At 61.1% G+C, this 22,830-nt stretch carries 18 protein-coding genes and 2 pseudogenes; 9 read left to right on the top strand and 11 right to left on the bottom strand.

What is annotated here, in order from left to right:
* Positions 1-81 precede the first annotated feature (81 nt).
* Together HMPREF3143_RS18590 and HMPREF3143_RS18585 are read right to left on the bottom strand one after the other, a co-directional pair.
* Positions 82-1,203, bottom strand: coding sequence for a ribosomal protein uL16 3-hydroxylase (locus HMPREF3143_RS18590; protein WP_070534047.1), 1,122 nt, complete (start codon positions 1,201-1,203; stop codon positions 82-84).
* Between the two features lie 136 nt (positions 1,204-1,339).
* Positions 1,340-1,945, bottom strand: a pseudogene (locus HMPREF3143_RS18585) (ATP-dependent Clp protease proteolytic subunit); the annotation flags it as partial.
* 85 nt (positions 1,946-2,030) lie between these two features.
* Here HMPREF3143_RS18585 and HMPREF3143_RS18580 point away from each other — a divergent pair.
* Both HMPREF3143_RS18580 and HMPREF3143_RS18575 read left to right on the top strand, forming a co-directional pair.
* The gene (locus tag HMPREF3143_RS18580; RefSeq protein ID WP_059363227.1) at positions 2,031-2,417 is read left to right on the top strand and encodes a VOC family protein; all 387 of its coding nucleotides are present in this window, start codon (positions 2,031-2,033) and stop codon (positions 2,415-2,417) included.
* Between the two features lie 179 nt (positions 2,418-2,596).
* Positions 2,597-3,214: a response regulator transcription factor gene (locus tag HMPREF3143_RS18575; RefSeq protein ID WP_059363226.1), complete on the top strand. Its 618-nt coding sequence runs from the start codon at positions 2,597-2,599 to the stop codon at positions 3,212-3,214.
* A 3-nt stretch (positions 3,215-3,217) separates the two neighbouring features.
* Here HMPREF3143_RS18575 and HMPREF3143_RS18570 read toward each other — a convergent pair whose 3' ends face one another.
* The 5 genes from HMPREF3143_RS18570 to HMPREF3143_RS18550 form a co-directional block, all read right to left on the bottom strand.
* Positions 3,218-8,800, bottom strand: coding sequence for a trifunctional serine/threonine-protein kinase/ATP-binding protein/sensor histidine kinase (locus HMPREF3143_RS18570; protein WP_070534045.1), 5,583 nt, complete (start codon positions 8,798-8,800; stop codon positions 3,218-3,220).
* Positions 8,801-8,809: 9 nt separating this feature from the next.
* Entirely contained in the window at positions 8,810-9,190 is a 381-nt protein-coding gene (locus tag HMPREF3143_RS18565; RefSeq protein WP_070534042.1) for a response regulator transcription factor, read from the bottom strand.
* 20 nt (positions 9,191-9,210) lie between these two features.
* Positions 9,211-9,474: a XapX domain-containing protein gene (locus tag HMPREF3143_RS18560; protein ID WP_070534040.1), complete on the bottom strand. Its 264-nt coding sequence runs from the start codon at positions 9,472-9,474 to the stop codon at positions 9,211-9,213.
* On the bottom strand, positions 9,471-9,692 hold the full coding sequence (locus tag HMPREF3143_RS18555; RefSeq protein ID WP_008501348.1) for a DUF1427 family protein: 222 nt from the start codon (positions 9,690-9,692) through the stop codon (positions 9,471-9,473). Before HMPREF3143_RS18555 ends, HMPREF3143_RS18560 begins: the two co-directional genes overlap by 4 nt.
* 61 nt (positions 9,693-9,753) lie before the next feature.
* Positions 9,754-10,440 carry a hydrolase gene (locus HMPREF3143_RS18550; RefSeq protein ID WP_008501349.1) on the bottom strand — a complete coding sequence of 229 codons (687 nt, stop codon included), beginning with the start codon at positions 10,438-10,440 and terminating at the stop codon, positions 9,754-9,756.
* A 218-nt stretch (positions 10,441-10,658) separates the two neighbouring features.
* Here HMPREF3143_RS18550 and HMPREF3143_RS18545 point away from each other — a divergent pair, with 218 nt between their 5' ends.
* Genes HMPREF3143_RS18545 through HMPREF3143_RS18530 form a run of 4 tightly spaced genes read left to right on the top strand, consistent with a single transcriptional unit; the run spans position 10,659 to position 15,405 of the window.
* Positions 10,659-12,530 (top strand): amidohydrolase, encoded by a 1,872-nt coding sequence (locus HMPREF3143_RS18545; protein ID WP_070534037.1) that lies wholly within the window; start codon positions 10,659-10,661, stop codon positions 12,528-12,530.
* Positions 12,530-12,937 (top strand): DoxX family protein, encoded by a 408-nt coding sequence (locus HMPREF3143_RS18540; RefSeq protein WP_070534035.1) that lies wholly within the window; start codon positions 12,530-12,532, stop codon positions 12,935-12,937. The genes HMPREF3143_RS18545 and HMPREF3143_RS18540 overlap by 1 nt, the downstream gene beginning before the upstream one ends.
* Positions 12,934-14,553, top strand: a complete 1,620-nt coding sequence (locus HMPREF3143_RS18535) for an MFS transporter (protein WP_070534032.1) — start codon at positions 12,934-12,936, stop codon at positions 14,551-14,553. The genes HMPREF3143_RS18540 and HMPREF3143_RS18535 overlap by 4 nt, the downstream gene beginning before the upstream one ends.
* A 30-nt stretch (positions 14,554-14,583) precedes the next feature.
* The gene (locus tag HMPREF3143_RS18530) at positions 14,584-15,405 is read left to right on the top strand and encodes an alpha/beta fold hydrolase (protein ID WP_070534029.1); all 822 of its coding nucleotides are present in this window, start codon (positions 14,584-14,586) and stop codon (positions 15,403-15,405) included.
* 39 nt (positions 15,406-15,444) lie between these two features.
* Here HMPREF3143_RS18530 and HMPREF3143_RS18525 read toward each other — a convergent pair whose 3' ends face one another.
* Positions 15,445-16,839 carry an MFS transporter gene (locus HMPREF3143_RS18525; RefSeq protein ID WP_045409318.1) on the bottom strand — a complete coding sequence of 465 codons (1,395 nt, stop codon included), beginning with the start codon at positions 16,837-16,839 and terminating at the stop codon, positions 15,445-15,447.
* Between the two features lie 50 nt (positions 16,840-16,889).
* Entirely contained in the window at positions 16,890-17,978 is a 1,089-nt protein-coding gene (locus tag HMPREF3143_RS18520) for a cellulase family glycosylhydrolase (protein WP_070534027.1), read from the bottom strand.
* Positions 17,979-18,163: 185 nt separating this feature from the next.
* Here HMPREF3143_RS18520 and HMPREF3143_RS18515 point away from each other — a divergent pair, with 185 nt between their 5' ends.
* Positions 18,164-19,171, top strand: coding sequence for a LacI family DNA-binding transcriptional regulator (locus HMPREF3143_RS18515; RefSeq protein WP_070534024.1), 1,008 nt, complete (start codon positions 18,164-18,166; stop codon positions 19,169-19,171).
* Here HMPREF3143_RS18515 and fosA read toward each other — a convergent pair.
* Entirely contained in the window at positions 19,157-19,582 is a 426-nt protein-coding gene (fosA, locus tag HMPREF3143_RS18510) for a FosA/FosA2 family fosfomycin resistance glutathione transferase (RefSeq protein WP_070534021.1), read from the bottom strand. The genes HMPREF3143_RS18515 and fosA overlap by 15 nt on opposite strands.
* Positions 19,583-19,781: 199 nt before the next feature.
* Here fosA and trpS point away from each other — a divergent pair, with 199 nt between their 5' ends.
* Positions 19,782-20,783, top strand: a complete 1,002-nt coding sequence (trpS, locus tag HMPREF3143_RS18505; RefSeq protein ID WP_059365219.1) for a tryptophan--tRNA ligase — start codon at positions 19,782-19,784, stop codon at positions 20,781-20,783.
* Between the two features lie 44 nt (positions 20,784-20,827).
* On the opposite strand, the gene HMPREF3143_RS25150 is transcribed toward trpS, so the two are convergent.
* A complete protein-coding gene (locus HMPREF3143_RS25150; RefSeq protein ID WP_075287554.1) occupies positions 20,828-21,283 on the bottom strand; it encodes a SymE family type I addiction module toxin in 456 nt (151 codons plus the stop codon).
* Positions 21,284-21,583: 300 nt separating this feature from the next.
* On the opposite strand from HMPREF3143_RS25150, the pseudogene HMPREF3143_RS18495 reads away from it, so the two are divergent.
* Positions 21,584-22,453: pseudogene (locus tag HMPREF3143_RS18495) on the top strand (phosphorothioated DNA-binding restriction endonuclease).
* Positions 22,454-22,830: the final 377 nt, after the last annotated feature.

Genomic DNA, 22,830 nt, shown 5'->3' with positions numbered 1-22,830 from the left:
GTAATGACAGAACATGTCAGCGGAAAGCAGAAAAAAACGGCCTTAACCCGAAAGCTAAGGCCGTATTGACGGTAAACGTCACTACTCGTCGAAGTACCAGTATCCCTGGTTAATCAGCCCGGTGAGCTCCTCGACAAACGCCGGGTTTTTCAGCGCATCGCCCAGCTCGGCCTGACCGAGTTCGGTGTAGCGGCACAGCGCATCCGCCGCCTTCGCGTCTACCGTCTCCAGCTGTTCGCTGTTGATGAAGAAGCTGCCGTTAACGTTCAGCACGCGCAGCCCGCTCAGGCGAGACAGCGTTTCGCCGCCCTGCAGCGCGTCCAGCACTTCTTCCGGCGCATACGGCGGCTCGGCGGCGGCGATATCCAGCTCGTGGCGCGGCGTGGAGACAAAGCTGCCAAACCATTTTGTGAAATCTTCCGGCTTGCCGATCATGTCGATCATCATCTGACGGATGCGATCAAGCTCGTACTGCTCCACGCGGCCCGGATGTTCGCGGCAGGTCAGATCCGGATCGCTGTAGTGCTCGCCGCCCAGATCGTTTTCCAGCGCATAGTCGGCGAAGCTGCTGATCAGATCGCGGCCGTTCGGCCCGCGGAAGCCGACGGAGTAGTTGAGCGCCGTTTCATGGGTAAAGCCGTCGTGCGGGAATCCTGGCGGGATGTAGAGGATATCGCCCGGGGCCAGATCTTCGTCAATAATCGGCTCGAACGGATCCACATGCAGCAGCGCCGGATGCGGGCAGAACTGACGCATCGGCAGCTTGTCGCCCACGCGCCAGCGGCGGCTGCCCATCCCCTGAATGATAAACACATCGTACTGATCGATATGCGGACCCACGCCGCCGCCCGGCACGGAGAAGGAGATCATCAGATCGTCCAGACGCCAGTCCGGCAGAACGCGGAACGGACGCACCAGCTCCGCGGCGGGCATATGCCAGTGGTTCACCGCCTGCGCCAGCAGCGACCAGCCGGTTTCGCCCAGATCGTCGAAGTGCTCAAACGGGCCATTGCTGGCCTGCCATTTACCGTTGAAATGGCTCACCAGACGGCTATCGACCTCCGGCTCCATCGCCAGCCCTGCCAGCTCGTCCGGGGTAATCGGATCGACAAAATTCGGGAAGGCATTTTTCAGCACAACGGGTTGTTTTTGCCAGTATTTCTCAAGAAATTCCGGCCAGTTCAGGTTCAGTTGATACGCCATGGGTAGCACCAGTGAGAGGGGAAACAGGCGCGATTATAGGTAAGAAAGCAGAGGGGGAACTTGTCATGGGTCAAACGAGGGCGTGTAGGTCGGGTAAGGCGTAGCCGCCACCCGACACGTACACGGCGGTAAAAACTTAGTCCAGCTTCAGCTCGTCATAATGGGTGATCAGCTTGCCCACGATGCCGTAGTCCAGCGCTTCCGCCGGGGACATCCAGAAGTTGCGGTCGGTGTCTTTTTTCACTTTTTCCAGCGGCTGGCCGGTGGCGTCAGCGATCAGCTTGTTCACGCGATCCAGCATGCGGATGATCTCGCGCGCTTCGATCTCAATATCCGTCGCCTGGCCGCGCACGCCGCCCAGCGGCTGGTGGATCATAAAGCGGGTATTTGGCAGCGAGTAGCGGTGCTCTTTTTTCGCGGCCAGGAAGATGGTGATCCCGGCGCTCGCCACCCAGCCGGTGCCGATGACGTGCACTTCCGGGCGAATGAATTTGATGAAGTCGTGGATGGTGTCGCCCGCTTCCACATGGCCGCCCTGGCTGTTGATGTACAGCTTGATCGGATCGTTGCTGACGCTTTGCAGCAGGATCATCTGGGTGATCACTTTCTGCGCCAGCTCCTGGTTGATCTCACCGGAGATCACAATCGAACGGGACTCCAGCAGTTTTTGCTGCAGAGCGCCCGCGCCGTTTGACCCTTCCGCTTTATCCTTGTCGCTTTCTTTCAGTGTGTAGTGCATTGTCTTTTCCTCAGCTTGTAGCGCTCAAAACCAGAGTGTAGCCTGTTTTACCGGTGAAAGTCCTCACCGACACATCACGAGGGAACTTATGCATATTGCCCATGTTGCACTCTGGACCCGCAGCCTGAACGCCCAGGTTCAGTTCTGGGAAACGGTTTTTAATGGCCGCAGCAATGAACGCTACGTCAGTAAAAATCGTCCGGGGTTTGAATCACACTTTATTACGCTGGATGACGGTCCGACCATCGAGCTCATGACGCTGCCAGAGCTGCCCGACGCCCCGCCGCACCCGGAGTTTATCGGCTGGGCGCATATCGCCATCAACGTCGGCAGCAAGGCAAAAGTGGATAGCATGGCCGAGCGAGCCCAGGCCAGCGGCACGCTGCTCAGCGCTCCGCGCCTGACCGGAGACGGCTTTTATGAGGCGGTGATCGCGGACCCGGACGGCAACCGCATTGAGCTTGTCGGTGCATAAAAACAGCGTTTCGTTCCTTCACCGCCCCCGCCCCGGCTCGCTATACTTCATACGGTTATCATATTGTTAAATGATAATGATAGTTAATGTGTTAAGATGAAAGGCAGCATAAACAGTCTCTTACGTCGCCGTAGTGACTGTTTGCATCCTCGACATGTCAATCAGCACCGGGGCGGTGAATGGAACACATTGTGTATGTGGTAGATGACGATGACGCCGTCAGACAGTCCGTGATCGGGCTGCTGGAATCGGCAGGCCTGAACGCCATCGGCTTTTCATCGGCAGAAGCGTTTCTGCAATACCGCTTTGAGGATCTGCCGTCGTGCGTGATCCTCGATATGCAAATGCCCGCCATTTCGGGTTTTGAGGTAGCAGACGCCCTCAAGGAAAGCGGGCGCGAAATCCCGATTATTTTCCTCACCGGCCACGGCACCATCCCGATGTCGGTGCGCGCCATCAAAGGCGGCGCGTACGAATTCCTTACCAAGCCCGTCGAATCTAACGCGCTGATAGACGCCATCGAATCCGCACTGCAGCTGGCGGAAAACAACGCCGTGCGCAATAAAGAGCACTACGCCCTGAAGCAGCGCCACATGTCCCTTACGCCGCGCGAGCACGAGGTGCTGACGCTGGCGATAAGCGGCATGCTGAACAAGCAAATTGCCGCCGAGCTGGGCGTCAGCGAGATCACGGTGAAGGTGCACCGACGCCGCGTGATGGAGAAAATGCAGGTGCGCTCCGTGGCCGAGCTGGTCAGGGCCGTTGAGCGCCTGACCAATAGCCAGCCTGCGGAGTAACCTTTACCCTTCCTGCGCGGCCAGCGGCAGCGCAAACGCAAACACCGTGCCGTACGGCTCCCGGCGGCGCGCGCTTAGCTTCCCGCAGTGGCGCTCGATAATGCTGGCGCTGATGGTCAGCCCCATCCCCATTCCCTGCGGCTTGGTGGAATAGAACGAGTCAAAAATCTGCTCCAGCCGCTCGGGCTCAATGCCGCTGCCGGTGTCGGCGATCTCGACGATCACTTTCCCGTCCGCGTTGGCGGTGCTGAGGGTGATGGTGCTGGCACGCTCCTTCACCTCGGCCATCGCCTCAACCGCGTTCATCACCAGATTCAACAGCACCTGCTGGATCTGCACGCTATCGCCGGTGATAAAGCTGTCGCTGGCGTTCAACAGATAATCAACGCTTATGTGTCGCTGCTCCAGCTCGCTGCGCGAAAGCGTGATGATATGGTGGATCAGGGAGTGCATGTCGATGCGCGAGAAGGTGGGATCCTGCTTGCGCGTCAGGGACTGAATGCTGCGAATGATCTCCCCCGCCCGCGCGCCTTCGGCGGCGATCTCCTCCAGCCCTTCCCGCACTTTATCCAGCCGGGCGGGCTCGCGGCTGAGCCAGCGCAGGCTCGCTCCGGCGTTCGAGACGATCGACATCAGCGGCTGGTTGATCTCATGGGCGATGGAGGAGGTCAGCTGTCCGACGGTGGTGGCCCGGGACACCCGCGCCAGATCCGCCTGCGCCACCCGCATGGCATCCTCCGCGGCGCGCTGGCTGGTGATATCGGTGATGATGCCGTAATACTCGTTCACCTCGCTGCCCACGCCCACCGGATCGCCAATGCCGAGGATGTAGCGCGTTGAGCCGTCGGGACGCTTAACGCGAAACTCCGCGCGCATTGAGAGCCCGTCGCGCACGCTTTGGGTAACGATGGCGCTGATGCGGGCGTAATCGTCCTCATGGACGAAGGTCAAAAACTCCGCCATGGAGATCGTCTTTTGCTGCTCGGGCAGGCCGAGAATGCGGGCGTATTCGTCCGAGACAAACATCAGATCCTGCTCCAGCTCCCAGCGCCAGCTGCCGGTGTGGCTGATCTGCTCGCCCAGCATCAGCGAGGTCTGGCTGGCGCGCAGCTCTTTCTCCACCCGGCGGCGCTGGATGTTCTCCGCCAGCAGCTCGGCGTACAGCCGCGCCGTCTCCAGGGAGACCGCCGCCTGCGCGCCCAGCAGGCTGACCACGCGCGAGTGCTCGGCGGTAAACACTTCCGGCATCAGGCGGTTTTCCAGGTACAGCACGCCCACCAGCCGCGCCTGTTTGAACATCGGGACGCACATCACCGCCGCCCCCGAGGTCACCAGATAGGGGTCCTGGCTGAAGGGGTGAAACTCCTCCGGCCTGCCGGTGCGGATCTCCTGCCCGGTGCGGATCACCGCCGCGAGCACCGACAGCGGCAGGTCGGTCGCCGTCGGCACGTCTTTCAGGATCCGCACCCGCACGCCGTCGGTGCTGGTCCAGGCGCTGGCCTCGATCTCCGGAATCAGGCTATCGCTCACGCGAAGCAGCAGGCCGCGCTGCGCCCCGGCGCGTTCGAGGAGGATCGTCATCAGGTTTTCGATTAAGCGCTCAAGGTTGATCTCTTCCGACAGCGCGCGGGAGGCTTTGATCACGCTCTGCAGATCGCGGATGGTCTCGTTCTGGGCGAACGCTACCGTGTCATAGGCGCTCGCCTGCCCGGAGGCCAGCAGGTGCGGAAAATCCTGCTCCAGCTGGCGCACCTTGGCCTGCGCGCCCGCCCGACCCCAGGCGGAGATGGCCCCGCGGAAGTGTGCGTCCGAGGCGGTTGGATAGCCGCAGGCCAGCGCAAAGCGCCCTGCCAGCTCGTGGGCCAGGGCGTTAATCGGATTAAATCCGTCCTCGCGGGAGAGCCGGACCGCCTTCTCGTACTGCTCAAGCGCGATGCTGTTCATCCCGTCCAGGCGCACGATTTCGGCGTAGATCAGCGCCTCTTTATCCGCGAACGTGCCGGGATTAATGCGCGCCCAGAGGGCGATTTTGTCGTAGTGGGCGTGAATGCTGCGGCGGTGGTTCGCCGAGAAGGTCTCCGGCGTCAGCTGACGCGAAAGCGCCAGCGCGCTGTAGAGATGGTAATCCAGCAGATGGATGTGCCCCGGCGCGGACCACGCGTACCAGCCCGCCATCTCCAGATCCGCCTGCGCGTCGGCGTACTCGCCGCAGGTAAAGTGCGCCATGCCGCGATAGAGCCAGTACCAGAACAGCATGGTGGAGGTCTGCTCCGGGGCCTGCTCCGGCGACGCGGGAAGCAGCGCCTCGGGCAAGACCTGCGACGCGGTCCAGGTGCCGATGACCGGCGTGCGCAGAAACTCAACGTAGCTGCGCTGCACCATCAAAATGGTTTCCACGTCCTGGAAGTGGGTTTTACGCACGAACGCCAGGCCGCGATCGATGCTGGTCAGCACCCCGTCCAGGTGATCGCCCCGGGAGAGGAAGTTGATCACCTGGTGGCAGGCCGCAAAGCAGGCCATCGTCATATCCCCGTGGGTGACCGCCGCGCTGAAGCAGGCTTTCGCGCACTCGATGGTGAACGACAAAGGCTGGGTCCAGACGCTGAGCTGGTCGAGCGGCAGCAGGGTCTTGGCTTCAAAGGCATCGTAGCCGTGGCGGGTCACCAGCTCGCGGGCCAGCGTGCCGTACTGAAACCCGAGGCGATACTCGGCGTAGCGGTGGCCCATCAGCACGCCAAACCAGGCCATCGCCGTGGTGGAGGCGCCGGTGATGCCGTGGTCAAGGGTCAGGTGCATCATGCGGCAGAGCAGTAAGAAATGCAGGCGCGGGCAGATGAAGCTGGCGCAAATGCTGGCGCTGTAGAGCAGGTTCATCACCGCTTCCGTTTCCGGGTTCTCCATCCGCGAGAGCGGGGCAAAGAGATGTTGCGGCGCGTCATTTGCGCGGTTGCAAAAGCGTTCCCAGGCCTCGTCGCAGTCGGCATCTTCCGGATAGCGGCCAATCTGGATGCCAAACACCCCCAGCCAGCAGAGCGCCGCCTCCAGCGCCAGACGGCTGTCCGACTGGCGAATGTACACTTCCACCAGCAGGTTGGCCGCCAGCGCTTTTTCGGTCAGCCCGCCGGGGCAGCCGAGGATGGCGTCACACAGCTCGCGGGTCCGCTCCAGGTGCCCCAGCGCAAACTCGCAGCCCGCCTCTTCGATATCGAGCATAAAGTCCGACACCGTCCCGGCGTTGCCCAGCGCTCTGGCGGTCTGGATATAGCTCAGCGCCGAAAGATAATCTCCCGAACGCTTCGCGCGTCGCGCGGCCAGCAGGCTCAGCTCGCGGAACCGCTGGCGCTGCGGGGCGGGCTGGATGCTGTCCAGTGCGGCCGTGACGTGATGTACAGCGCGGAACAGCAGCTCATTCCCCGCCGCCTGGCGCGCGGCGTCGGCCAGCAGGCTGGCGGTGGTCAGGTGAAGATGGCTTTTCTCATGCCGATCCAGCAGCGCAAAGGCGGCCTCCTGCACCCGGTCGTGGGTGAAGGAGTACGCTTTCTCCGTCAGCACGATGAGCTGCGCCATCACCGCCGGGTGCAGCGCATAGCGCATTTCCGCCATCGACATGCCGACCACGCGGCACATCATCTCCATCTCGCCCGTGCCGCCGAGACAGGCGATGCTGCCCAGCAGGCGGCGCGTCTCGTCGGGCAGCTCTTCGAGCTGCTCCAGCACCAGGGTGACCACGTTTTCGGTGTAATGCCGGGCGCGGATCGCCTGCAGATCGTAATGCCACTTGTCCTGGTATTTGTTATGCACCACCAGCCCGTCGTCGACGATGCGGCGGAAAAACTCGTGCACAAAAAGCGGGTTGCCGCCCGTCTTCTCGTGGATCAGGGTGGCAAGGTCGGTCGTCGCCGCGCTGCGGGTGCGAAACACCGTTGCCAGCCAGCGCGCCACGGCTTTAACCGAGAGCGCCTGCGGGACAATCTCGCTCGCGTGCTGTGCCGCCTCCGGCAGGCTCGCCAGCTGCTGTTGCAGCGTGGGGTCGGACAACGAGCCGATATCGCGGTGAGCGACAACCACCAGCAGCGGGATGGCGCCGCAGTTCACCAGCAGCGCGTTGAGCGTTTGCAGGCTGGCGGCATCGCTCCACTGAAGATCGTCCAGCACCAGCACCAGCGGGCAGCCCTGCGAGGCAAAGGTTTTCACCAGCGCCAGCACCATATGGCTGAAGCGCGCCCGGGCATCAATAGAAAACGTATCCGCCGAGAAGCGCGGCTTGCGCTCAAGCAGCAGGCCCAGCTCGGGCACCAGGCTGACGGCCAGTTCTTCATAGCCTTCAAGGGCGCGCGAGAGGCGGATTTTCCACTTCGCCACCTCGTCTGCCGGCAGCCCCAGCAGGTGCAGCGTCAGGGTGCGGAACGCGGAGCTTAATACGCCGTAGGGCAGCGACGGTGAAAACTGATCGACTTTGCCCACCGCCAGCAGCACCGCGCGCTGCTGCAGCGTTTTAAGCGCCGTCGCGATGATCGAAGATTTGCCGATCCCCGACGGCCCGCCGATGGTCACCAGCTCCGGCACGCGGTTCTGCCCCACCCGCTCAAACGCGGCAATGACGTCGTTCGCCTGCGGATGGGTCGCGAACAGGGAGTCCGCCAGATGGATCGCCGGGGTACGGTCCTGCTGGCCGGGAGTAAAGGCGACGATGTCGCCCTCGCAGGTCAACGTCGCCTGGCAGCGGCGAAGGTCGGCAATCAGCCCGTCGACCGTCTGGTAGCGGTTATCGGGGTGCTTCTCCAGCAGCTTCAGGATGATGGTCGACAGCATCCCCGGCACGTCCGGGCGTATCGCGTCCGGGGCCAGCGGCGCCGAGGCGATGTGGTAATGCGCCCAGTTGGTCTGGTCGTCCTCTCCCAGCTCAAACGGCAGGCGGCCGGTCAGGAGTTCATACAGCACCATGCCGAGGCTGTAGAGATCGCTGCGGTTATCCACGGGACGCTGGGTGCGGGAGGTGTGTTCCGGCGACATCCACGCAGGCGTACCGCCCGAAACGGCAAGCCGGGTCTGGGAGAAAGCATCGGAGAGCGTGCAGGAGAGGCCAAAGCTGCCCAGACGGCAGGTGGCATCGTGCTGAACAAAAATGCTGCCGGGCTTGATATCGCCGTGGATCAGGTTTTGCAGATGCATCTGGCGCAGAGGAACGCAGATCTGGATCGCCAGCTCGATAAAGCGCGCGATCCCCGAGATCGCCCTGCCCGCGCGCCGCGCCAGCAGCTCAAAGGAAAACGGGGCGTACACCAGCGCGAAGCGTCCCCGGTACTGGGTGGACGCGACGGCGCGAATGGCCCAGCTGTCCTGCAGCACGTCACGCAGCGCAAACTCGTTTTTCAGCAGCCGGGTGGCCCGCTCTTCCTCTTCGTCGCTGACCGCGGTGGCGATAATGAACGAGCCGCCGGAATGAGGATGTCGCGCGTGCATCCAGGCAATTCCGCCCTCCTGCGCCAGCACGGTAAAAATCACATCCTCTTTAAGGACAAAAACCCGCCCCTGGTGAAGATTTCCCTGGGCGGGCCAGAATGCAGGCTGCTCGTTTTCGTTCATCCGCGATCCTTATTGTCGGCGGGCCAGCTCCCGCTGGATATGATCCAGCAGAATATCGATGTTAATGGGCTTACGCAAAAAAGCAGCGGCGCCCAGACCGAGAGCGTACCGCTGCATATTTTCATCAGCATGACCGGAGATAAAGAGCACGGGCGGCGGCGGTACGGCCAGCAGCCGCAGCTTGTCAAACAGCTCAAGGCCGCTCATGCCCCGGAGCTTGATATCGGTGATCACCAGCGCCGCGCCGGACAGGGCAAGCGGATGGCTCAGAAATACCTCTGCCGAATCAAACGTGTCGGTTGAATAGCCTTCCGACTCCAGGAGATTACTCAACCCGCCGCGGACGGAACGTTCGTCATCAATGATGGCAATGCGCCACGGCAGCGTCATGCTGTTATTCCTCTAACCAGTCATTTAACGTCGCGGGTATCCTTCGCGGGCGCAGGGGGCGCCGTGCCGCTGATTTTCGGTACGCATTCGTGACGAAACCAGGCGAGGGTGAGCGGTTCGCGACTCAGTAAACGCCGTCCCACCGGGATGAGCTGTTCACTCACCAGCATGCCAAACAGGCCAAGCAGGGCGACAACCGGCGGCGCCGGGGAATGGACGTCGAGCAGAGCGTAAATTACCCCAGCACCCACGCCGCACACCAGCGAAATTATCCATGCTTTCATGACGACGCTCCCGTCTGCGAACTGGCCTGCGGAACGATCGCCTGAGGCGGCGGCGCGCCGTCGCGGGATAAGAGATGGCGCGTCGCCTGTTCACCCGCCAGCATCCCCAGCAGGCCAATCAGCGCCAGCGCGGGCGGCGCGGGGGAGCGCACCTTCAGCACGGCATACATCAGGCCAATCAACACGCCTGCCGCAAGGGATATCAGCCCAGTACTCATCGTGAACTCCAGAGAAAGAGGCAGCGGCGAGCCGGATGAGGGCCCAGCCCGCCAGCGGAACTTAGCGAGCCGGAACCGGCGCTAAGGTGCGGTGCTCGCTCTTCTGGCGAGACGGCGCTTTGTGCACCATGGTGTAGGCGTAATCCACGCCCATGCCGTACGCGCCGGAGTGCTCGCGCACGATGTCCATCACCGCGGTGTAGGTCTCTTTACGCGCCCAGTCGCGCTGCCACTCCAGCATCACCTGCTGCCAGGTCACCGGGATCACGCCCGCCTGGATCATGCGCTGCATCGCGTAGTCATGGGCTTCTTTGGAGGTGCCGCCGGACGCGTCCGCCACCATATAAATTTCATAGTCACCTTCCAGCATCGCGCACAGGGCAAAGCTGTTGTTGCACACTTCGGTCCACAGACCGGCAACCACCACCTTCTTCTTGCCGTTGGCCTTCAGCGCGTCGCGCACCTTCTGGTCGTCCCAGGAGTTCATGGAGGTACGCTCCAGAATGTCCTGGCCCGGGAACACGTCCAGCAGCTCCGGATAGGTGTTGCCGGAGAAGCTTTCGGTCTCAACGGTGGTGATGATGGTCGGGATGTTAAACACCTTAGCCGCTTTCGCCAGCGCCACGGTGTTGTTTTTCAGCACCTGGCGGTCAATCGACTGCACGCCAAACGCCATCTGTGGCTGGTGATCGATAAAGATGATCTGACAGTTCGCAGGGGTTAACACTTCGAGCTTTGAAGAGGTCATAGCATTTTCCAGTGGTTAAGGGTAGAAATCGCCGCGAGCGCCGCGACGATAAAATCACCTTTATCCTGCGGTTTTCCGCCTCCGCGCGTAATTATCTCTTCGTATAGTTAACCTAAGGTATAGTTATACTTTGGTATACCTATCCTATTGTATAACTGGATCTTTGCCGAAACCGGTTCCCATAATCCTGACCATTCCCCTCTCAGTCAGGAGCAGTTATGGTTACCCTCGGTAAAGCCGATCTCATTCTGGTTAACGGCCAGTTTCACACCGTCGATCGCGAAAACCCCGTCGCGGAAGCCGTTGCCGTGCGCGACGGAAAATTTCTGGAAGTGGGTACCGTCGCCGAGGTGATGCAGCACCACGGCGACGGCACCAAAGTGGTCGACTTAAAAGGCCACACCGCCATCCCCGGCCTGAACGACTCGCACCTGCACCTGATCCGCGGCGGGCTGAACTACAACCTCGAGCTGCGCTGGGAAGGCGTGCCCTCCCTGGCCGACGCCCTGCGGATGCTGAAAGAGCAGGCGCTGCGCACCCCGTCGCCGCAGTGGGTGCGCGTGGTGGGCGGCTGGACCGAGTTCCAGTTTGCCGAGCGCCGCATGCCGACCCTCGACGAAATCAACGACGCCGCGCCGGACACCCCGGTCTTCATCCTGCACCTGTACGACCGCGCCCTGCTCAACCGCGCCGCGCTGAAGGTGGTCGGCTACACCAAAGATACGCCAAACCCGCCGGGCGGCGAGATCCAACGCGACGCCAACGGCAACCCGACCGGGATGCTGATTGCCCGTCCGAACGCCATGATCCTCTACGCCACGCTGGCCAAAGGGCCGAAGCTGCCGCTGGAGCAACAGGTTAACTCCACCCGCCAGTTCATGCGCGAGCTGAACCGCCTGGGGCTGACCAGCGCCATCGACGCGGGCGGCGGCTTCCAGAACTACCCGGAAGATTACGAGGTGATTGCCGAGCTGCACGAGAAGAAGCAGATGACCATCCGCATCGCCTACAACCTGTTTACCCAGCGTCCGGGCCACGAGCTGGAAGACTTTGAAAAATGGACCGACATGCTCACGCCGGGCCAGGGCAGTGACTTCTTCCGCCACAACGGCGCGGGCGAGATGCTGGTCTTCTCCGCCGCCGATTTTGAAGATTTCCTCGAACCGCGCCCGGACCTCGCGCCGGGCATGGAGGATGAGCTGGAGCGCGTGGTGCGCCATCTGGTGGAGCACCGCTGGCCGTTCCGCCTGCACGCCACCTATAACGAATCCATCAGCCGCATGCTGGACGTCTTCGAGAAGGTGAACCGCGACATTCCGTTCAACGGCCTGCACTGGTTCTTCGACCATGCGGAAACTGTGTCACAGGCCAACATCGACCGCATCAAAGCGCTCGGCGGCGGCATTGCCGTCCAGCACCGCATGGCCTTCCAGGGGGAGTACTTTGCCGAGCGTTACGGCATCGAAGCCACCCGCCACACGCCGCCGGTGGCGAAAATGCTCGAGACCAGCGTGCCGGTGGGCCTGGGAACGGACGCCACCCGCGTGGCAAGCTACAACCCGTGGACCGCGCTCTACTGGCTGGTCTCCGGCCGCACCGTCGGCGGGATGCAGATGTACGATCACAGCGCCCGTCTGGACCGCGATACGGCCCTGATGCTCTGGACCCAGGGCAGCGCGTGGTTCTCCAGCGAGCAGAACCAGAAGGGGCAGATCAAGGTCGGCCAGCTCGCCGACCTGGCGGTGCTGAGCAAAGACTACTTCCGCGTGCCGGAAGAGGAGATCAAGGGCATCGAGTCCGTTCTCACGGTGGTCAACGGCGACATCGTCTATGCCGCGGGCAGCTTCGGCCCGCTCGCGCCGCCGGCCATCCCGGTCCTGCCCGAGTGGTCCCCGGTGGTCAAGGTGCCGGGCCACTACCGCAGCGCGCCGCCGCAGGCCGCCCGCGTGGGCATGAGTGTGGCTCACCACTGCAGCGGCCCGTGCGGGGTTCACAGCCACCAGCATGACTTCGCCCGCACGTCAGCGATGCCGGTGTCCGACGATAACGCTTTCTGGGGGGCGCTGGGCTGCAGCTGCTTTGCATTCTGATGAAAAACACCACTATGCCGCCCCGGGTCGACCTGGGGCTGTTCTTCCTGCGCCTGACCGGCAGCCTGCTGCTGCTCTACGTGCACGGCCTGCCGAAGGTGCTGCACTTCAGCGAAGAGCTGACGCGCATTGAGGATCCGTTCGGCTTCGGGCCTTACGCCAGCCTGATCCCGGCGATTGTCGCTGAGGTGATCTGCCCGCTGTTGATCATTGCGGGCGTTTACACCCGCCTGGCGTGCCTGCCGATCATCGCCGTGCTGCTGGTGGCGATGCTGGCGGTCCACCCGAACTGGTCGATTGCCGAAGGGCAGTTTGGCTGGCTGCTGCTGATTATCTTCACCACTCTCGCCCTCACCGGGCCGGGCCAGTGGCGGCTGCAGCGTAAGGCAGCGGAGAGGTTCGCATGACCCAGGTTAACGACGTTCGCGACGCACACGTCGAGACGACGCCCGCACCGACGGTTTCGCCGTGGCAGCCGCTGAGCCAGCCGGTGTTCCGCATGCTGTGGATCGCCACGGTGGTCTCTAACGTCGGCTCATGGATGAGCGACGTCGGTATCAACTGGAGCATGCTGACCCTGAGCGCCGATCCGCTGGATATCGCGCTGGTTCAGGCGGCCAGCAGCCTGCCGATGTTCCTCTTCGCCCTGCCGTCCGGGGTGATGGCGGACATCGTCGACCGACGTAAATACCTGCTCTTCTCTCAATTATGGGTGTTCATCGCCGCCGCCGTACTGACGGGGCTCTCCTTCACCGGACACGTCACCCCCACCGTGCTGCTGGTGGCGACGTTTCTGCTGAGCGTGGGGGCGGCGATGAGCTCGCCGCCGTTCCAGGCCGTGGTGCCCGATCTGGTGAGCAAGCCGGAGCTGGGCGCCGCCGTGGCGCTGAACTCGCTCGGGGTGAACATCAGCCGGGCGATTGGCCCCGCGCTGGGGGGGTTCCTGCTGTCGCTCGCCGGGCCGTGGATGGTGTTTGCCCTGAACGCGCTCTCCGTGGTCGGCGTGGCGTGGGTACTGTGGCGCTGGCGTCCGGCCCCGTCCATTCAGCGTCTGCCGCCGGAGCACTTCTTCTCTGCGGTGCGCACCGGCATCCGCTACGTGCACGCCGCCCCGGTGCTGCGCAACGTGCTGGTGCGTACCGTGGCCTTCTTCGTTTTCGGCAGCGCGGGCTGGGCGCTGCTGCCGCTGGTGGCGCGTCGCGAGCTGGGCTTAGGCCCGGCAGGCTACGGCGTGATGCTGGCCTGCATTGGCCTGGGGGCGATCGCCGGGGCCATCCTGCTGCCGCGACTGCGCCAGCGGCTGAACGCCGACCGGCTGATGGTGGCCGCCAGCCTGACGTTTGCTCTTACCATGCTGGCGCTGGCGTTCGTACGCCACTTCTGGCTGCTGAACCTGTTTGAGTTCTTCACCGGCTTCGCGTGGATTGCGGTGCTCTCTACCCTCAATCTCGGCGCGCAGCGCAGTGCGGCACGCTGGGTGAAAGCCCGCGCGCTGGCGGTTTATCTGACGGTGTTCTTCGGCTCGATGACCGCCGGCAGCGCCCTCTGGGGGCAGATTGCCTCCCGGTTCGGCACCCCGACCGCGCTGGTGGTCGCCACGCTGGGGATGGTGCTGGCGAGCGCGACGGTGTTCCGCTGGAAGCTGGAGAAAGATCCGGACCTGAACCTCGACCTGAGCGGTCAGCCGCTGGACGGCGTGGAGATCGACCTGCCGAACGAGCGCGGCCCGGTGCTGGTATCGCACGAGTACATCATCGACCCGCACAACGCGAAAGCGTTTTTGCAGGCAGTGCACGAGCTGCGCCGGGTACGCCGCCGCGCCGGAGCGATGAGCTGGGCGGTGTATGAGGATATCGAACGTCCCGGACTGTTTATCGAGACCTTCCTGATGGGCTCCTGGATTGAGCATCTGCGCCAGCAGGAGCGCCACACCATGAATGACCTCCTGCTGCAGAGCCGCGTTCTGGCTTTTCATCAGGGCACAACATCACCGGCCATTCGCTATCTGGTCGCGCCGGTATAACCACAACCATCACCTGCACAGGAACACACTATGGCAACGTTTAAGGCAAAAGACGGCACGCAGATTTACTACAAAGAAGGCGGCGCGGGCAAACCGGTTCTCTTCAGCCACGGCTGGCCGCTGGACGGCGACATGTGGGACAGCCAGCTGAACTATCTGGCCGAACGCGGCTTCCGCGCCATCGCCTTTGACCGTCGCGGCTTCGGCCGCTCGGATCAGCCGTGGAACGGCTACGATTACGACACCTTTGCATCCGACATCAACGACCTGATTACCACTCTGGATCTGCAGGACGTGACGCTGGTGGGCTTCTCCATGGGCGGCGGCGACGTGACCCGCTACATCAACAACTACGGCAGCGCGCGCGTGGCCGGTCTGGCGCTGCTGGGCGCGGTCACGCCAATCTTTGGCAAATCCGACTCCTTCCCGCAGGGTGTGGATCAGAGCGTGTTCGACGGCATTCGCGACGGACTGCGCAAAGATCGCGCCCAGTTCATTAGCGACTTCGCGACCCCGTTCTACGGCACCAACGCCGGGCAGACCGTTTCTGCCGGAGCCCTGACCCAGACGCTGAACATCGCCCTGCTGGCCTCCCTGAAGGGCACCATCGACTGCGTGACCGCCTTCGGCGAAACCGACTTCCGCCCGGATATGGCGAAAATCGACGTGCCGACGCTGGTGATCCACGGCAGCAACGACCAGATCGTGCCGTTTGAAAGCACCGGCAAGCTGGCGGCAGAGATGATTAAAAACGCCACGCTGAAGGTGTACGACAACGCGCCGCACGGCTTCGCGCTGACCCACCAGAACCAGCTCAACGAAGATCTGCTGGCGTTTGTGAAGTCGCTGTAAGTCATTACGCGAAGCCTGATGGCGCTTCGCTTATCAGGCCTACAAGGGCTGATCCTGTAGGCCGGGTAAGGCGCAGCCGCCACCCGGCGCTTTCGCAGACGCGTTACGCTCCGCCAGCAGCCGACAAATCTCCGCGTGCTTCTCCTCGGTAAAGGTAAAGCGCGACATAAAGCCCATGCGGATCAGCGACCCTATTGCCGGCAGCAGACAAATCCCGAAGAACAGCCCCGACAGCACGCCTTGGCTCTGGATTTGCGCCTGCGGCACGTAGCCGATCATCGTCAGAAACACGCCGATTAACCCGCCGCCCACCGCCACCGACATCTTGCCGGTAAAGGTCTGCCCGGAGAAGGTGATCGCCGCGCAGCGCTTGTGGGTATGGTACTCCGCGTACTCGATGGTGTCGGCAATCATCGACGAGGTGAGGATGTTGGTCATCATCACGAACAGCGTGCTCAGGCCTAGGAGAATGAACAGCATCGTCACCTGCTGATAGCCGACAAACCACATCACCACGCGCACCGCCACGTCCAGCCCGCAGAGGATCATAAACAGCTTCCGCTTCTGCATCCGGCGCGTCAGCATCGGGGCGACCAGGCACAGCACCGCCGCCACAATCCCCATCACGCCAATCGCCATCTGCAGGCTGCCGTCGCCCAGATTGTTGATAAAGAAGTAGATGTACAGACCGCCCGCCACGTTGTGGAACACGCAGAAGAAGAACGACAGCAGGACGATAAACAGCGGCTTGTTCTGGCGCAGGTTGTGGAAGGTGTCGCGGATGGTCACCTTCTCCGGGCTCGGCGGCACGCGCTCTTTGATCTGCATAAAGCCGTTAAGCATCAGCGGCAGGCCCACCAGCATCATCACCAGCGCAGCCATAAAGTAGCCTTTGTCATTGCTGTACTGGGCGAAGAACGCCGCCAGCTTCGGGAAGAAGATGTTGGCGCAGGCAATCCCGGCGTTCACCCCGAGCATCGCCGCCGTCACCGCGCGGGTGCGCTGCCCGGAGTCGTTGGTCATCACCGACGACATCGACCAGAACGGGATATCGGAGATGGCGTACAGCGTCCCCCACAGGATGTAGGTCACCCCGGCGTAGAGGATTTTGGTGGTCATGTCCGCTTCGATTTTATAGAACGACAGCAGCGTGACGCCGGTGATCAGCAGCGGGGCGATCAGCAAAAAGTGGCGAAACTTGCCAAACCGGCTGTTAATGGTGTCCATAATGCTGGCAAACAGCGGATCGTGAACCGCGTCCCACGCGCGGGCAATCAGGAAGATGGTACTGGCCGCCAGCGCCGAGATCCCCAGCACGTCGGTGTAAAAATAGTTAATAAACGAACCCACTAAACCAAAGCTAAAACACTGACCTAAACCATAACCAAAATAAGACCACAGCTCGCGAGACGGTATTTTCATTGTCATTGCCATTGTTATATGCCTGCCTGGTTGCCCGGCGGTCGGCCGCCGGGTCGATATTATTAGCCCTGAACTTTCGGGGCGATCTTGCGCAGCTGCTGCATTAATGAGATTTCACGTCGCGAGAACGGAATGCCGTTCTCCTCGAACACGTCGTGGAACCAGAGGCGGCAGTAGTCCGTGGACTCCTTCATCACCACCGGCCACGGCAGCCACGTCTGGGTTTTGCCGCGCACCAGCCCCCACTGATACGGCGCGACCTTCGCCGCGTACATCAGCGGAAGCTGCTCTTCGATGGTGCTGCCCACGTGGCGTGCCAGCCATTCGGTACAGAACAGCGGGCGACCGAGCGCCTGCAGCTGCTGGATAATCGCCGTCATGCGCCCCGTGTGGGTGTAGGCGTGGAAGCTCACCACGTCCGAGAGCGCCAGTGCGGTCTGGTCCAGCGGATGCTGGAAGAACGTCTCGCCCTCCTCTTCCGGCGGCAGACGCCACGCGCAGACGGTGAGCGGCTGGGTTGGGTCTTCTTCACGCACCCACTGGAACGCCAGCTTCATCAACTCGTGCGCGCAGGTCTCCAGCTTCGCGTCGTACTGCACCTCCTGCGTGCCCGTCGCGAAAATGCCGCGGTTGCCCGGCTCGTTATACAGATCCCACAGCAGCACGCGCTTATCGTCGCGGAACTGGCGGACAACGTCGCGGATATAACGCTCAATCTGGGGCCAGCAGTCGGGATCGCACACCTTGTCGCGCCCCGGGCTCGCCGCCGCCTGGCTGTTGTGCTTGCCCGGCACCGGGGGCTTTTGCGGGCCGAGGTACGGCTCGTCGCCGGAGAAGCCGCAGTCGTCCATCAGGGTCAGCATGATGCTGAAGCCGCGGCCGTCGGCAATCGTCAAAAAGCGGTCGATGCGCGCCATCAGCCCGTCGCGGTCGTGCTCCCACACGATAAACGGCAGGTTGATGCGCAGGGTGTTGTAGCCCGCGTCCGCCGCCCAGCCCAGCTCGCGCTCGATGGTTTCGGCATCGAAGGTCTCTGCCTGCCAGATATCGGTCCAGTTCACCGCCGTCGACGGCAGGTAGTTAAACCCGCACAGCCAGCCTTTTTGCTCATACCACGCCTGTGCCTGCTCCCTGCTCCACTGCTCTTTCATTACGCGTCCTCTTACTGATAATATTTAGCTAATAAATATTAGTTGTGGGATAAATGCGCAATTTCTCGCACGAAGAAAAGCGATGCCCCTCACAAAGTTCGCGCTTCGATGAATGAGAAACGTGATCGACGGCGCGTAAGCGTGCGGTTAGGGTATGATGCGAAGTCGCGAAAGGGAGAGGACGGATGAAGCGAAAAACGAAAGTGACGATGAACGATATTGCGCGGGCGGCCGGGGTGTCGCAGGCGACGGTATCGCTGGTGCTCAACCAGTCCCGCAACATCAAGCTCAGCGACGATACCCGTCATAGGGTGATTAGTGTGGCTACCGAGCTCGGCTACGACCGCCTCCCCGCCGTACACGCCCCGCGCAACCAGGAAGAGATCGCCCTGCTGGTGAGCTCCATGCAGAGCTTTGACCCGTTTATCGACGCCATCAGCCAGGCGCGGGAAGCGGCGTGGCGCAACGAGACCCTGCTCACCGTCTACGACTACGGCGACGACATCGAGCTGGCGCTGAACATCATCCGCCAGCTGGAGAAGCGCAACTGCATCGGGATTGTCCTCGCCTCACCGGTCACCACGCTGGTGGACATGACGGCATTCCAGGACTGCACCCGCATCCCGCTGGTGCTGCTCAACCAGCGCGACCCCGGCTCGCCGCTGTTGCCGTCGTTTATCCCGGACGACTACGCCAACGCCTTCCAGGTCACTAAACACCTCATCGCCTGCGGGGCCACGCGCATCGCCCACATCACCGGGGAGAGCTGGATGGAGGCCTCGCGCCAGCGTCTGGCGGGCTACCAGGCGGCATTACAGCAGGCCGGACTCGCGTGCGACGACGGCCTGGTGCGCCAGACCAACTGGCAGTTCAGCGAGTCCTTTACCGCGACGACCTCTCTGCTGGAACTGGCCGAGCGCCCGGACGCCATCTTCTGCGCCAGCGACTGGCTGGCGATTGGCTGCTATCAGGCGCTGGCGGTGAACGGCGTGCGCATCCCGCAGGACATGCTGCTGGCGGGCTACGACGACCAGAAGATCTCCGAGCAGCTCACCCCGCCGCTGACCAGTATCCAGCTGCCTTACAGCGAGCTGGGACGGCTGGCGGTGGAGTACCTGTGCAATCAGGAAGATGCCGCCACGCACGTGACGCTGGCGGGCAGGCTGAAGGTGCGCGCCTCAAGCCTCGTCTGAGGTAAACACCATACCCGCATAGGGCTTCTCGCGACACGCCGCCAGCCGCGCGGCGAGGCTGCCCACGTGCAGCTCCAGCTTGTGGCCGTCCGGGTCGAGAAAGTAGAACGACGCCCCCTCGCTTTTGTTCTGCTTCCAGACGGTGACGCCCGCCTGCTCAAGCCTCTGCGAGAACGGTTGAAAATCCGCTTCCGCCACGGTAAACGCGTAGTGGGTATAGTCGCTCTCCTGCGGCGGCACGTACCGGCGCGCCTCGTCGAACGACAGGCAGACCCACAGATCGCCGCAGGTGAGATAGGCCCCGGTATTCCAGCGGGCGTGCAGCGTCAGGCCCAGCAGCCCGTGCCAGAAGCTGATGCTTTTTTGCAGGTCGCTGACCGCGAGGGTCAGATGGTTGAGTGATTGCAGCATGACGTGCCCTTTTGTTTTTCGCGCCGGACATGGTACGTTGAAGAGATGAACATAAACCACGCCATGCTCACCGTAAACCGCTGGTGGCTGCCTTCTTAAAGGCGGCACGGAGTAGTTTTCCCCATTTTCAGATAGCCGCCGAAAGGCGGCTTTCTCACATCTAAGACCCCTTTCGGCAACTGCATATTAAGGAGTCTTTATGAACGCACCAACTATCCTCACCGGCGACCGCCCAACCGGCCCGCTGCACCTCGGCCACTTCGTCGGATCGCTGCGCCAGCGCGTGGCGCTCCAGCAGACGCACAACCAGTTTGTGCTGATTGCCGACCTGCAGGGGCTGACCGACAACGGCAGCAACCCGCAAAAGATCCGCGACAACATTCCCGAAGTGCTGGCCGACTACCTCGCCGCCGGCATCGACCCGAACCTGACCACGATCTGCCTGCAGTCCGCCCTGCCCGCTCTCGCCGAGCTGACGATGCTGTATATGAACATCGTCACCGTCGCCCGCGTGGAGCGTAACCCGACGGTGAAAAACGAGATTGCACAGAAGGGCTTCGCCCGCTCGCTGCCGGTCGGGTTTATGGCCTACCCCATCAGCCAGGCGGCGGACATCACCGCGTTTAAGGCCGAGTGCGTGCCCGTCGGCGACGACCAACTGCCGATGATTGAGCAGACCAACGAGATTGTGCACAAGATGAATAGCCTGCTGCCCGCCCCGGTGCTGCGCCACTGCAAGGCGATGCTGAGCGACACCAGCCGCCTGCCCGGCATCGACGGCAGCGCCAAGATGTCGAAATCGCTCGGCAACACGCTGCACCTTTCGGCCAGCGAAGAGACCATCCATCGCGCGGTAAGCGCCATGTACACCGACCCGAACCACCTGAAGGTGAGCGACCCGGGGCAGATTGAGGGGAACGTGGTGTTTACGTATCTCGATGCGTTTCATCCGGACAAGGAGAAAGTGGCGGCGATGAAGGCGCACTATCAGGCGGGTGGGCTTGGGGACCGGGTTTGTAAGAACGAGCTGGAGGCGTGCCTGCAGGAGCTGATTGCGCCGATGCGGGAGCGGAGGGCGATGTATATGCGTGACAGGGGCGAGCTGATGGCGATGCTGAAGCGCGGGACCGAACGGGCGCAGGGGGTGACGCAAGGGACGTTGAGGGAGGTGAAGGTTGGGCTGGGGGTGCCGGTGTTTTAAAACACAGCTTAAATAATAATCCCGGCGCAAGGCCGGGATATTTATCAGGCGTTACGCTTAATCACCGGAATATCACCGGTGTCATTTAACGCACCCGGAAACGTTTTTAACCACTGCGCGACTTTCTGTTTATTTATATTCACTACGCTCATACCTTCCAGGCATCCCCATAATTCTCTTGTATGTTGTGGCGTAATCACAATACAGTCTTTCATGGCGCGGATTTTTACGGGCATGCCGTTTATGAAACCCGCGCGTTTTAACCAGTCGCCACCCAGAAGAAGGTATTTCATGTCTATGCGAGCATAGAGTTCGCAGCAGGCGGCACTTTCCTGCGGCGTTTCCGCGCGAGGGTGGACGGGCGCCGCGTTGGGCGGGTTGCCGTGCAGACGGCGGGCGCTGTTTTTGCGTACCAGCTCGCGGTTTTCAATCATGCCGGTGAAAGCGTCTGATTCTGTTTTGCAAACAGTAAACTCTGGCTTAAAATTCGTCGCAGCCATTTTCAACTCCGTTATAGTTGTTTGTGGTTAGCGGTATGGGGGTGTTGCAGCACCTTCATATCGCGAATTCTCGGTTAAATTCTCTTTGATACTTCCTTTGCCGTTCGGCGTATTTTCTGATGCTTATTATACAGGGCTGAATATAAATACAGCGGTTTGGTATGGGGTAAATTTAGAATTTGCGAGGGGGGTTCAGGAAATAAGGTTGTGTGCGGTAAGGTCATATTTTTGTTGATTGTGGGTTGCCTGTCCTGAGTTTTGCGAGCATCATCGCAATTATTTACCTTCTTGCGTAACGCGATGGCTTCCAGCAAAACTCTCGAACAGGCAATTGCCGACATCACCATCTGGCGCAAAGGAGAACAGCGTGCGCCGCATAAGCCTTTATTGCTTCTGTACGTGCTGGCGAAGTATCAGCAGGGGCATGCGCGACTGTTTGATTACGGAACTGAGGTCCACGAGCAGCTGCTTAGCCTGTTAGAACGCTTTGGCCCACAGCGGAAGGCGCATTACCCGAATATGCCTTTCTGGCGGCTCAAAGGGGATGGTTTTTGGGATTTAAAGAATACTGAGTTCTGTTCGACCACGGGTAGCAAACAGCCACCAGTAAAAGAACTTGTGGAGCATAACGTCGCAGACGGGTTTGATGAAGAACACTTTGCTCTACTGAGTAAGAACAAGAAGCTGATCGGCTCGCTGGCGCAACAGATCCTTGAATCGCATTTTCCGGCAAGTATTCAGGAGGAAATTGCGGATGAGATGGGCTTTGATATTCAGCAGATCCGTAAGGTTCGCGATCCGCTGTTCCGTCAGCAGGTGCTGCGAGCTTATAACTAAGAGTGTGCTATTTGCGGGTTTAACATGCGACATAATAACGCCTCTGTTGGACTTGAAGCTGCGCATATTAAATGGAAGCAGTTTGGCGGGCCGTGTGAGGTCCCGAACGGACTGGCGCTGTGCGCAATCCATCATAAGGAGTTTGATAAGGGATCGATTGGGCTGGATGACAGTATGCGGGTACTGGTGTCTGAGGCGGTGAATGGGGGCGGAATTGTTGGGCGGCTTTTCTGGGATTTTGCAGGGAAGCAGATTGCTTTGCCGATGGTCAAAGGGAATTATCCAAGGGAGGGGTTTGTGGAGTGGCATTGGAGGGAGGTGTTTAGAGGATGAGTGCGAAGGCCGGACTCGCCTTTTCGTTTAATTTATTGAAAATTAATGGATTGTGAGGATTTGTTTTGGAGGTTTGCCCCCAGAATGGGACATAAAATTGAATACTGGGTGGAAGATCGCAAAGTTGCGTGATTATTTTCCAAGTCCGAAACGCATTCGAGGGTAAGGCCTCTGCCGGCATTTAGCCAGTCGCAGCGAGATTTTTCGAAAGCTTCCAGACCAAAACCACGAGATGGCTAAAGTGCTGTATGAGAGTGGAGAACCCTTCACTATAATCGAATAATGTTCAGTTAGCTTATATTCTGAGCGTTGTAATACCTGCGTTCTTATCATCAATATAATACTTTCTAACAGGAAGTATAGCACGAGGCGAATGG

The sequence above is a fragment of the Enterobacter sp. HMSC16D10 genome (assembly GCF_001807145.1).
Taxonomy (GTDB): domain Bacteria; phylum Pseudomonadota; class Gammaproteobacteria; order Enterobacterales; family Enterobacteriaceae; genus Enterobacter; species Enterobacter roggenkampii.
This window is presented reverse-complemented; position numbering and strand designations above follow the sequence as displayed.